Genomic DNA, 12,531 nt, shown 5'->3' on the forward strand with positions numbered 1-12,531 from the left:
GTACACATGCTTTCTTTTTATAAAACAATCATTGATGTTTAGATGAAAAGGATGATTTGGGCATATAGCGCTTTGTAAAGCTTCCTGCCACCTCTTGATTCTACTATTTTGGGCTTATAGCGCTTTTGGGCGATGCCAGCCACCCCGATAACATTGGGAGCCGAGGGAATAAATCCTTATACGTTCTAGAAGTATCAACATCTACTGTTCCTAGCACTACGCATTCTTGAATGTCGCCACTTCTGTTGTTTTTGATTTCGGTGCGCGAGGCACCTTACATTTTCTCCCTGCAGTTCCTGAATTCGGAGGCCGAAGCACTTTAAAGTAGCCACCCCTACTGTTCTCGGAGTCAGAACCCGAGGCAATAATCCCTAGCCACACCGAAGGTGCTTGCCATTGACGGGGTTCTGAGGACAACGCTAAAATGCTGAATCCGACGGTGAGATAGAGTCTACTGTTCCCATCATCCTCACCGTCGGCTCGCAGACCAAAGCGTTTTCCTCAGGTTCAGTCAATGGTGGCGTGCGCAGCCGCAATCTAAAATTTTTAGAGAGTTAGAGAAGTCACTTACGCATATACAAAGCGAGAGTATTATGCAATTAGTATAACTCATGAAGTAAAAGCGTTTTGCCTTCCATAAATTTGATTTTTTTGTTTTTAATTATCTCAATGAAAAAAATGATTGCAGAAAATACTTTAATGCTGTAAAATAGTGCAAGTTTAAAGTCTAAAAGAAAAAGTTGTTGACGTGGTACATTAGAGGAGTATAATTTGATATTATCGGTTTGAAATTCGAAGCCGTTATTCTTAAAGGCATAAAGTAAGACTTAAAAAGGAGCACAAAATGCAAAAAAAAGTCTTTCAATTACTGGTTGATAATAATCCGGGAACTCTTTCCAGGATATCAGGTCTTTTTTCCAGGCGAGGATATAACATTGAAAGTATAACTGCAGGAACTACAGCAGATCCGAGATTTACGAGAATTACAATTGTAGCATCAGGTGATGATGTGATTTTGGAACAGATTGAAAAACAGGTAAGTAAGCTGGTTGATGTAAGAGATATACATGAGCTTTTGCCTAAGGATAGCGTATATAGAGAGCTTGCCCTTGTTAAGGTAAGGGCAGAGGCAGACAAGAGACAGAGCATTCTTGCTACTGCCAATATTTTCAGAGGCAACATTGTCGATGTCAGCATTGATTCAGTTATTATAGAGATAACAGGTAGCCAGTCTAAGGTTGATGCTTTCCTAAAGCTCCTTGAAGGCTACGAGATTCTTGAACTTGCCCGTACCGGTATTGCAGGTCTTGGCAGAGGAACAGATAAGGTTATTTTCTTTGATGAATAAGTTGTTTATTCAATTTTTTATATAGTAGGAGGAAAAACTAATGTCACAGGATGCACGTATTTTTTACCAGGAAGATTGTAATCTATCTTTGCTTGAGGGAAAGACAATTGCTATTATCGGCTATGGCTCACAGGGACATGCCCATGCTCTTAACCTTAAGGATTCAGGATGCAACGTAATCATTGGACTTTACGAAGGCTCAAAGAGCAAGGCAAAAGCTGAGGCACAGGGACTTAAAGTATACAACACAGCAGAAGCAGCTAAGATGGCTGATATCATCATGATCCTTATCAACGATGAGAAACAGGCTAAGATGTATAAAGAAGACATCGAGCCAAACCTTCAGCCAGGCAACATGCTTATGTTTGCTCATGGATTTAACATTCACTTTGGACTTATCAAGGCACCTAAGGATGTCGATGTAGCTATGATCGCTCCTAAGGCTCCTGGACATACAGTTCGTTCTGAGTACCAGGCTGGAAAGGGAACACCTTGTCTTGTAGCTGTAGAGCAGGATGCTACAGGTAAGGCACTTGATCTTGCACTTGCATATGGCGCTGGAATCGGTGGAGCAAGAGCAGGTCTTTTAGAGACAACATTCAGAACAGAGACAGAGACAGACCTCTTTGGTGAGCAGGCAGTTCTTTGTGGTGGTGTTTGTGCACTTATGCAGGCTGGTTTTGATACACTTGTTGAGGCTGGTTATGATCCAAGAAATGCATACTTCGAGTGTGTTCACGAGATGAAGCTTATCGTTGACCTTATCTATCAGTCAGGCTTTGCAGGAATGAGATATTCTATCTCTAACACAGCTGAGTATGGTGATTATGTAACAGGACCTAAGCTCATCACAGATGAGACAAAGAAGACAATGAAGAAGATTCTTTCTGATATCCAGGATGGAACATTTGCTAAGGAATTCCTTCTTGATATGTCTGAAGCTGGCGGACAGGTACATTTCCAGGCTATGAGAAAGCTTCATGCTGAGCACCCATCAGAGAAGATCGGTGAAGAGATCAGAAAGCTCTACAGCTGGAACAACGAGTCTGACAAGCTTATCAACAACTAATTGAACTGCAAATGGACCTAGGGGACGGGGTTAGTGGTCCATTTAATTGAAAATGTTCATAAATTAGACTATGATAGAAAGGGTATCGCCTCGCGATGCTCTTTCTATTTTTATTTGATGAGGATTATGAAAAAATGTCTGAAAAAAAGAAGTACTATACTCCTGTAGTAATGTTTTTGAGCGCGTTTTTGATGTACGTGCTTGCTATTTTACCTATTCTTATTTCCAGAGGTCTGCCTTTTTTCTATTATGGCGACTATAATGTTCAGCAGGTTCCGTTTTATATTGCTGCGCACAGAGCTGTAAGAAGCGGAGAGTTTTTCTGGAACTGGAATATTGATCTTGGCGGAACAATGTTTGGCGATTTCGCTTTTTATCTCTGGGGAAGCCCGTTCTTTTGGATATCAGTTCTTTTTCCTGAAAGCGCAATTCCATATCTAATGCCATTTCTCATGGCTCTTAAATACGCCACAGCAGCTACCTGCGCATATCTGTACATAGAGAGATATGTCTATAAGTACACTTATGCAATGATCGGTGGATATCTGTATGCTTTTTCAGGATTTAATGCCTGCAATATTGTATTCAACCATTTTACTGATTCTGTTGCTTTCTTCCCGCTTTTCCTTCTTTGTTTTGAGGAGCTTATGGCGGCTGAAGGGAAAAACAAGTATAAGAGAATTATCTTTTTCGCCCTTATGACAGCTTTTATGTCTGTTGTGAACTACTATTTCTTCTTTGGACAGGTCGTTTATATGGTCCTGTACTTTGTAGTCAGATACATAAAGGGGAATACTGTTAAACAGGTCATCGCAAATTTCTTTACAGCTCTCCTTAGCGGAATACTTGGAGTTTTGATCTCCGGATTTTTCCTGATGCAGGCTTTTGCAGGAATTCAGGGAAATTCAAGACTTGATAATTACATAAACGGATATGACATCCTTATCTACCCAAGCGAGAAGCTTCTCTGGGATATAGTAAAGAGTCTTTCAATGCTTCCTGACATTATTGGAAAAGGTACTCTTTTCTACACAGGTACAGTTAAGAATGCATCTCTTGCAGCTTACCTTCCTTTGTTTGGATTATCCGGTGTTATCGCATATTTTCTTTTGAACAAAAAGAAACACAACTGGGAAAAGACAATGCTTATAATCTGCGGAGTAATTGCCTTTATCCCGGTGTTCAACGCTGCATTTTCGATGTTTAACAGCTCATATTATGCGCGCTGGTTCTACATGCCGATTCTTTTGATGTGCCTTATGACAGCGCAGGTTGCCCAGAGAGGAAAGTCCCCTCAACTGAAAAAAGGCGCAGTGGCAGCGGTACTTATGTTCATGTTTTTTATACTCGTATATTTCTTTCCGTCAAAAAATGACAGCGGAGAGATGGTCATGTTCAACATGACAGAGAATAATACAATATTCCTGAGGGATGTGCTCGGAACAGCAATCCTTAGCTTCTTCCTCTTGTTGACAGTTTTTGTTCTGCCCAAGAAAGTTAAATTTGACAAGGAACATTCATTGATAAAGATAAGGGACCTTGTTGTATTGATTGTTGTTATCTGCAGCTGTATTCTTTCAACTTTCATACCTGTTAAAAACGGAAGTTCTATCATAAGTGACAGGGGCAAAAAGATGTGGCAGGAGCAGATGCTCTTTAACAAAGTCAATGTGGATCAGAGTGATTTCTGCAGAGGTGAGGTTGATTCTACCTCAACAAACTATGATATTGTCTGGGGCGTGCCTTCAATACATTGCTTTTTAAGTACGGTTCCTTCTGAGATTTTTGATTTCCTTGATGGAACACTTGGAATAACCAGAACTGTTGAGACTAACATTCCGGTTTCAAGGGCAGGAGCAAGGGCTATTCTTTCTGCAAGGTATTATTTTGAAAATGCTGAGATCAGTAAGAACAGAGTATATGCTAACGGAGAAGGAACAGAAGGCTATACCTATCTTGATACCCAGGATGGATTCGATATTTTTGTAAATCAGAACTTCATCCCTATGGGCTTTACTTATGAGTACTATATCACTGAGTCAGAGTGGAGTGATCTAAATGCCGATGATCACGACCTTGATCTGTCAAGAGTTTTAATAATACCTGATGAAGTGGCACTTGAGTATGGGAATCAGCTCGCTATGACTGAGCTCACTGCTGAAGACCTCATGGAAGATGATTTCTCTTACTATGATTTTGAACTCGAGTGTGATAAAAGAGCTGCAACTTCCTGCGCAAGCTTTGTAACTGATACTTATGGCTTTACTGCCAAGACAGCAATGCTTCCGGATAGTACACTTGTCTTTTTCTCAGTGCCTTATACAAAGGGCTTTAGCTGCACTGTTGATGGAAAAGAAACAGAGATTTTATCGGCAGATTATGGACTTATGGCAATTCCTGTTCAGGGCGGATGCCATGAGATAAGAGTCACATATACACCTGAAGGCTTTAAGAGTGGTCTTATTATGAGCGTCATCGGACTTCTGATTTTGGGTGGCCTCACTTGGTACACATTAAAATATATCAAGAAAAATGATTAAATTTGATATGTGTTTTACTGTTTGTTTTCATGTTATATTTACTAGTATATTTTTGACATTAATTAACGAGGAGATTGACGTGTATGAGCAGAATGACCATGACACAAAAGATTTTGGCGGCACATGCGGGACTTTCCGAGGTAAAAGCTGGACAGCTTATTGAAGCAGATCTTGATCTGGTGCTTGGAAATGATATAACAAGCCCTGTTGCCATTAAGGAGATGGAGAAGTTTACTAAAGAGGGCGTGTTTAATAAAGACAAGATTGCCCTTGTTCCCGATCACTTTGTTCCAAATAAGGACATTAAGTCAGCGGAGAACTGCAAATGTGTCAGAGAATTTGCTAAAAGAAACAGTATCACAAACTATTTTGAAGTCGGAAAAATGGGCATTGAGCATGCTCTTTTACCTGAGAGCGGTCTTACTTTACCCGGAGATCTTATTATCGGTGCCGATTCTCATACATGTACCTACGGAGCTCTTGGAGCTTTCTCAACCGGAATCGGTTCAACAGATATGGCTGCCGGAATGGCTACAGGAAAAGCCTGGTTTAAAGTACCATCAGCCATTAAGTTCAATATTGTTGGCAAGCCATCCAAGTGGGTAAGCGGCAAGGATGTTATCCTCCACATCATCGGAATGATAGGTGTTGACGGAGCCTTGTACAAATCTATGGAATTCGTGGGAGAAGGAATCAGAAACCTTTCAATGGATGACAGATTTACAATTGCAAACATGGCAATCGAGGCTGGCGGCAAAAATGGTATTTTCCCTGTTGATGACATTGCTCTTACATATATAAATGAGCATGCGAAGGGCAAAAAATATACAGTATATGAAGCAGATCCTGATGCAGAATATGATGAGGAATACACCATCGATCTTAGTAAGCTGACACCTACTGTTGCATTCCCACATCTCCCTGAGAATACTCATACATTTGATGATATAGATGATATCAAGATTGACCAGGTAGTTATTGGTTCCTGTACAAATGGCAGAATTGATGATCTTAGGATTGCGGCAGAAGTTTTGACTGATCATCATATTGCAGAAGGCATGAGATGTATTGTGATCCCTGCCACACAGAAAATTTATATGCAGGCCATGGAAGAGGGGCTTTTAAAGACCTTCATCGAAGCCGGCGCAATTGTATCAACTCCAACCTGCGGACCATGTCTTGGCGGTTATATGGGAGTTTTGGCATCCGGTGAGAGGTGCGTTTCAACAACAAACAGAAACTTTGTTGGCAGAATGGGTGCTATAGACTCAGAAATTTACCTTGCTTCACCTGCAGTTGCTGCTGCAAGTGCCGTTACAGGTAAGATTTCTCAGCCATCGGAACTTGGACTGTGATTTTGGAATAATACAGAATATCATTTCATAAAAAATCAGATTTTGTGGAGGAAAAAAATGAAAGCTGCTAAGGGAACAGTTTTTAAATATGGAGATAATGTAGATACTGACGTAATAATTCCTGCCAGATATCTTAATACTACAGATCATTCAGAGCTTGCTAAGCACTGTATGGAGGATATCGACAAAGACTTTACATCAAAAGTTAAGGCAGGAGACATAATTGTTGCAGATAAAAATTTTGGCTGCGGTTCATCAAGAGAGCATGCTCCTATTGCAATCAAAGCTTCAGGTGTAAGTTGTGTAATAGCTAAGAGTTTTGCAAGGATCTTTTACCGCAACAGCATCAATATCGGACTTCCTATCATTGAATGCGAAGAAGCGGCAGATAATATTAAGGCTGGCGATGTTGTAAGCATTGATTTTGATACCGGTCTTATTACAGATGAGACAAGCGGCAAGACTTTTACAGGACAGGCATTTCCACCTTTTATGCAAAAGATAATTGATTCTGAGGGTCTTATTAACTACATAAACAGTAAGGAATGATATAAGAATGCTTTGTTTTTGGAGTGTGATGCACTTTAAAAACAAAGCATTTTATATTATCATAGTAAATGTGTATTTTTTAATAATAAGAAAAAGGAAAAAGTCATGAATAGATTATTTTGTGTAATTCCCTGCTATAACGAACAGGAAGTTCTTCCGGAAACTTCAAAAAGGCTTGAGGCAAAGTTAAGAGACCTTATTGCTGCCGGAAAAATTTCAGATGATAGCAGGATTCTTTTTGTAAATGATGGTTCTAAAGATAATACCTGGAATATCATAAAAGAGCTTCATGAGAAAAATGAGATTTTTCAGGGAATCAATCTTTCAAAAAATATGGGACATCAGAATGCTCTTTTAGCCGGGCTTATGACAGCCAAGGATCTGTGTGATGCAGCAATCTCTCTTGATGCGGACCTTCAGGATGATATAAATGCCATAGACGGAATGGTTGATAAGTTTATTGACGGATGTGACGTTGTTTATGGAGTTAGGTCAAAAAGAGCTACTGATACTTTCTTTAAAAAGTTTACAGCAGAGTCTTTTTATAAGCTTATGAATTCCATGGGTGCAAACACAGTGTACAATCATGCGGATTATAGACTTATGTCAAGGCGTGCCCTTATGGCACTTGCTGAATTTGGTGAGGTTAATCTTTTCCTTCGCGGCATTGTGCCAATGGTAGGCTTTAAGTCAGATGTTGTTTACTATGAGAGAGCGGAGAGATTTGCAGGTGAAAGTAAATACCCTCTTAAAAAGATGCTGAGCTTTGCAATTGAGGGAATTACCAGCCTTAGTACAAAACCAATAAAGCTCATCACAGGGCTTGGATTTTTTATCTTCTTCGTTAGCATAGTTGTTCTTATCTATTCACTTGTAAGACACTTTACAGGCCAGACAATTCCGGGATGGACTACAACAGTTCTCTCTGTATGGGCAATTGGAGGACTTATCATGATCTCCCTTGGAGTTATAGGTGAATACATAGGAAAAATCTATCTCGAGACCAAGAACAGACCGAGGTTCATTATCGAGTCTTATGTTGGAGATAAAGAGGATGTGGAAACATCCGAGTATGTCTATAAGAGATAATTGCAATCATTGTAGATTGTCATTACTTTATGAATAATATTTGCAGGTAGGAGATGTTTTAAAATGGCAAAGAAACCAGAAGACTTTAAAAAGCAGATGGAAGATAATATGAAAGCTGCGCCCAATCCCAATTCACATGTAAAAAAAGTGATTGGAATCGTCAGTGGTAAGGGCGGCGTTGGAAAGAGCCTTGTTACAGGCCTTTCAGCAGTAGCTATGAATAAAAAAGGCTTTAAGACAGCCATAATGGATGCTGATATCACAGGGCCGTCTATTCCTAAGATGTTTGGAATCGGCAAGTTCAATGTTGGAGATGAGACAGGTCTTTTACCTGCTACAACTGCTAAGGGCACTAAGGTGATGTCGCTTAATATGCTCGTTGAAAATGAGACAGATCCTGTAGTTTGGAGAGGTCCTGTAATTGCAGGCATTGTAAAACAGTTCTGGTCTGATGTTAACTGGTCAGATGTGGACTTTATGTTTGTGGATATGCCACCTGGAACAGGTGATGTACCGCTTACAGTTTTCCAGTCACTTCCTGTTGATGGAATAATTGTTGTATCAACTCCTCAGGACCTTGTTGAGATGATCGTTGAGAAAGCCATCAACATGGCAAACATGATGAATGTTCCTGTTCTTGGAATCGTTGAGAACATGAGCTATATGAAGTGCCCACACTGTGGAGAGGCTATAAATATCTTTGGAAACAGCAAGATTGAAAGCTATGCTGCTTCTAATGGAATAGATATCCTTGGAAGAATCCCACTTGATCCGGAGATTGCAGGTCTTTGCGATAACGGCAAGATAGAGGAAATCTCAGAGGATTATCTTGATAGCCTTGTTTATATCCTTGAGGGAATGAACGAACAATAAAAATCGCATTAACAGAGTATTAAAGTAGCTGAGGGAATCTTCTATGAAAATGAAACCAGAGAAAAACCAAGTAACCTGGGCAATTACTATATTTGTTTTAGTTGTGGCACTTATGCTGGCTTACTATATCATTTTTGATGGAACCACGCTGGCAAGGTCAATTGGCGGAGTGATTGATTCTCTTTCCGGGATCATAATCGGTATAGTAATTGCATTTGTCTTGTTACCGCTCCTGGAGGGAATTGAGGAAAAGATTCTTTATCCATTCTTTAAGCTCATAGGAAAAGAGACATCTGAGTTCGATAAAAAAGATAAAAAGAGAAGAGGTCAGATAAGGAAAATAGCAGTTCTTTTGACTATGATAATCTTCATGCTGATTGTTTACAGTCTGTTCAGGATCATCATCCCGCAGCTTGTTGACAGTATCAAGGAGATTGCAACAAACCTTCCTATCTATGTTAAGAACGTGGATGAGTATTCAAACTTATTTTTAAGCAATAATCCTGATCTTCAGAAGATCATTGATTCTCAGCTGGATGCTTATTATGAGAACCTGAGTGAGTTTTTGACGAAAAAGCTTATCCCAATGATGCCAAACGTAAATACAATAGTGAAAGTGGCTTCAAAGAGTGTTTTCTCTATCGTAGGTGGTATCATAAATCTGATAGTCGGCATAATCGTGGCTATCTACGTGCTTAACTCAAAAGAAAAGTTCACGACAGTAGGCAAAAAAATGGCCTATTCTTTATTTAAGGAGAATTTTGCCAATGAACTGATCGGTGGATTTAGATTTACCAAGACTACATTTGAGAACTTTATTGGCGGCAAGATCATTGATTCACTTATAATCGGTGTTATCTGCTATATAGGAGCACTACTTCTTAAGATTGATTATCCGGTGCTTATTTCGGTTATCGTAGGCGTGACTAACATAATTCCTTTCTTCGGCCCGTATATCGGAGGAATAGCAGGAGCTCTTTTACTGGTACTCATTGATCCTATTGAGGCTCTGATATTCCTGATATTTGTAATTGTTCTTCAGCAGTTTGACGGCAATATTTTAGGACCGATGATCCTTGGTAGCTCAACAGGTCTTTCAAGCTTCTGGGTTATCTTTTCAATCACATTGTTTGGCGGAATGTGGGGAATTGTTGGATGGCTAATCGGTGTGCCTATCTTTGCTGTGTTCTATGCACTTGTGGGATGGATCACAAATATTCTTTTAGCAAAGAGAAATCTTAGTACAAACACAGAGGACTATTATGATCTGGCATACATTGAGGATAAACAGTACAAGCCTTTGAGCGATAAAGAGAACGTTAAGTTCAATGCCAGCAAGGAAGCAGATACATTTAAAAAGATATTTAATGTGGATGGGATAAAAGAAGCTGCAAGACAGAAGAAAGTTGCAAAGACTGAGAAGACGTCTGAGCAGGAAAAGAATGATACTAAGTCTTGACGAATACTTTTAAAAGATTATAATGATATTTATTAGCGCTTTGACGTATTAAAGTCTAAAAGGGGATGAAGATTATGAGTAAAAAGAATTTAGATTGGGCAAACATTGGATTTGGCTACATGGTAGCAGATAAGAGATATGTGTCAAACTTCAAGGATGGCAAGTGGGATGATGGATGCCTTACAGAGGATTCAAAAGTTGTTTTGAGTGAGGATTCAGGAGTTCTTCATTATGCGCAGGAATGTTTTGAAGGATTAAAGGCTTACGAGACAGAGGATGGTAAGATTGTTACATTCAGACCTGACCTCAATGCCAAGAGAATGGTAGATTCAGCAAAGAGACTTGAAATGCCTCCTTTCCCTGAAGACAGATTCATCAAGGCTGTAGAAGAAGTTGTTGCAGCTAATAAAGACTGGGTTCCTCCATATGGAAGCGGTGCAACCCTTTACATCAGACCTGTAATGTTTGCTACAGGCAATGTTATCGGTGTTAAACCTGCTGATGAGTATCAGTTCAGAATCTTTGTTACTCCTGTAGGCCCATATTTCAAGGGCGGCGCAAAGCCGATCGTTGTAAAGATAAGTGACTTTGACAGAGCTGCACCACACGGAACAGGAAATATAAAGGCTGGACTTAACTATGCTATGAGCTTACATGCTATCGTTACAGCTCATGAAGAGGGATTTGCAGAAAATGTATATCTTGATGCAGAATCAAGAACATATATCGAAGAGACTGGCGGAGCAAATATCATCTTTGTTACAAAGGATGGCGGACTTGTAGTTCCACAGTCACACACAGATTCAATTCTTCCATCTATCACAAGAAGATCAATCGTTTATGTAGCAAGAGAGATCCTTGGACTTGACGTTGAAGAGAGACCAGTTAAGCTTTCAGAAGTAGATGACTTCGCTGAGATGGGACTTTGCGGAACAGCTGCTGTTATCAGCCCTGTTGGCAAGATCAATGACCATGGCAGAGAGATCTGCTTCCCAAGCGGTATGGACGAGATGGGACCTGTTATCAAAAAGCTTTATGACACACTTACAGGAATCCAGATGGGCACCGTTGCAGCTCCTGAAGGCTGGATTCATGTGATTGAGTAATGGTGTTTTGCGAGTGGCATGTAATCCATAAGTGCCCATAACTTTGGATAGAGCTCGGAGTATTCGCAAAGACACAGTAAATATAAAATAATGCGCCTTGTTTTCTTTCATGCTTATTCAAAACAGAAAACAAGGCTTTTATTTTATCTTAACTGTCTCTATTGCTCATACTAAATCGCTCTACCCAAAGTTATGGGCACTTATGGATTTATGATTTGCTACATATCGTTAAAAGTGATGCACCATAGTGAAAAGCTCCTTAGTGGATTTATTTAGCAGTCATAGCCTGTTCAGCGTCAATTTTAGCGAAGAGGTCGTTGATCATTTGATCAGTATACTTATAAGCTGTTTTTAAACGCTTACGAATCACTTCATCTGATAAACCATCTTCATGTCCAAAACGGATAGTGTTCAGCGCAGCTTCTTCTCTAACCTCACGCTTAATAGATAATTCACGGTCCCATTGTCTCATATATTCGTCGATGACCTCCTTGCGATTCTTAACTTTAGCAATGATATTCTCGATTGCATTAATATCAGCATTAGGAGCAGAGGTTTTCTGTCCTGATATTATATATTTTAGCATCTCCTGAAGCTTTTTACTATGTTCCGGTGTACTGTCGAATAGGAACCCATCAATGAGGTTCATTGAGGCGACATTTTTCTTCGCCTCGTTAAAAGTGATTCTTTCTTTAATTCTTGTTTCTGTCTTCATAAATATCCTTTCAAATATAATGTGATAAATTCAGCGAAGTGCTGATATCGCCACGAACGTGACAACCGGCTCGGAATGAGCACAAAAACCATGATAGCACATAATTCTTAAGATTTATGGTAGAAGATTCTTAAGATTTCTTAAGAATTAGGCGAAATTTTGAAAGGTGTTAAATGATATAACTTTGGAGAGTGGGGATAGGGTAAAAGAAATACTATTACAAAAAAAGAAGCTTTGCCCTAGATAGACAAAGCTCCTTTTGAATTTTATTTTGTTGTCATAGCTTGCTCAGCATCAATCTTAGCGAAGAGGTCGTTGATCGTTTGATCAGTATACTTATAAGCTGTTTTTAAACGCTTACGAATCACTTCATCTGATAAACCATCTTCATGTCCAAAACGGATAGTATTTAACGCATCTTCTTCCTT

At 39.6% G+C, this 12,531-nt stretch carries 10 protein-coding genes; 9 read left to right on the forward strand and 1 reads right to left on the reverse strand.

Annotated features, from left to right (window positions below):
* Positions 1 to 844 precede the first annotated feature (844 nt).
* From ilvN to G585_RS0116240, 9 genes are all read left to right on the forward strand, one after another.
* Positions 845 to 1,348, forward strand: a complete 504-nt coding sequence (gene ilvN / locus G585_RS0116200) for an acetolactate synthase small subunit (protein WP_022776400.1) — start codon at positions 845 to 847, stop codon at positions 1,346 to 1,348.
* 40 nt (positions 1,349 to 1,388) lie between these two features.
* The gene (gene ilvC, locus G585_RS0116205) at positions 1,389 to 2,417 is read left to right on the forward strand and encodes a ketol-acid reductoisomerase (protein WP_022776401.1); all 1,029 of its coding nucleotides are present in this window, start codon (positions 1,389 to 1,391) and stop codon (positions 2,415 to 2,417) included.
* Positions 2,418 to 2,551: 134 nt separating this feature from the next.
* Positions 2,552 to 4,957 carry a YfhO family protein gene (locus G585_RS0116210; protein ID WP_022776403.1) on the forward strand — a complete coding sequence of 802 codons (2,406 nt, stop codon included), beginning with the start codon at positions 2,552 to 2,554 and terminating at the stop codon, positions 4,955 to 4,957.
* An 83-nt stretch (positions 4,958 to 5,040) separates the two neighbouring features.
* The gene (gene leuC / locus G585_RS0116215; protein ID WP_022776404.1) at positions 5,041 to 6,312 is read left to right on the forward strand and encodes a 3-isopropylmalate dehydratase large subunit; all 1,272 of its coding nucleotides are present in this window, start codon (positions 5,041 to 5,043) and stop codon (positions 6,310 to 6,312) included.
* 57 nt (positions 6,313 to 6,369) lie between these two features.
* Complete coding sequence (gene leuD / locus G585_RS0116220) at positions 6,370 to 6,861, forward strand: 3-isopropylmalate dehydratase small subunit (protein WP_022776405.1); 492 nt, start codon at positions 6,370 to 6,372, stop codon at positions 6,859 to 6,861.
* A 105-nt stretch (positions 6,862 to 6,966) separates the two neighbouring features.
* The gene (locus G585_RS0116225) at positions 6,967 to 7,950 is read left to right on the forward strand and encodes a glycosyltransferase family 2 protein (RefSeq protein WP_022776407.1); all 984 of its coding nucleotides are present in this window, start codon (positions 6,967 to 6,969) and stop codon (positions 7,948 to 7,950) included.
* Between the two features lie 63 nt (positions 7,951 to 8,013).
* Entirely contained in the window at positions 8,014 to 8,823 is an 810-nt protein-coding gene (locus tag G585_RS0116230; RefSeq protein WP_022776408.1) for an Mrp/NBP35 family ATP-binding protein, read from the forward strand.
* A 43-nt stretch (positions 8,824 to 8,866) separates the two neighbouring features.
* A complete protein-coding gene (locus G585_RS18520; protein WP_022776409.1) occupies positions 8,867 to 10,282 on the forward strand; it encodes an AI-2E family transporter in 1,416 nt (471 codons plus the stop codon).
* Positions 10,283 to 10,356: 74 nt separating this feature from the next.
* Positions 10,357 to 11,388 carry a branched-chain amino acid aminotransferase gene (locus G585_RS0116240; protein ID WP_022776411.1) on the forward strand — a complete coding sequence of 344 codons (1,032 nt, stop codon included), beginning with the start codon at positions 10,357 to 10,359 and terminating at the stop codon, positions 11,386 to 11,388.
* Positions 11,389 to 11,656: 268 nt separating this feature from the next.
* Here the strand turns inward: G585_RS0116240 and G585_RS0116245 are convergent, their stop codons facing one another.
* Complete coding sequence (locus G585_RS0116245; protein ID WP_022776412.1) at positions 11,657 to 12,103, reverse strand: hypothetical protein; 447 nt, start codon at positions 12,101 to 12,103, stop codon at positions 11,657 to 11,659.
* Positions 12,104 to 12,531: the final 428 nt, after the last annotated feature.

This window comes from Butyrivibrio sp. AE2015 (genome assembly GCF_000420825.1).
Classification (GTDB): domain Bacteria; phylum Bacillota; class Clostridia; order Lachnospirales; family Lachnospiraceae; genus Butyrivibrio.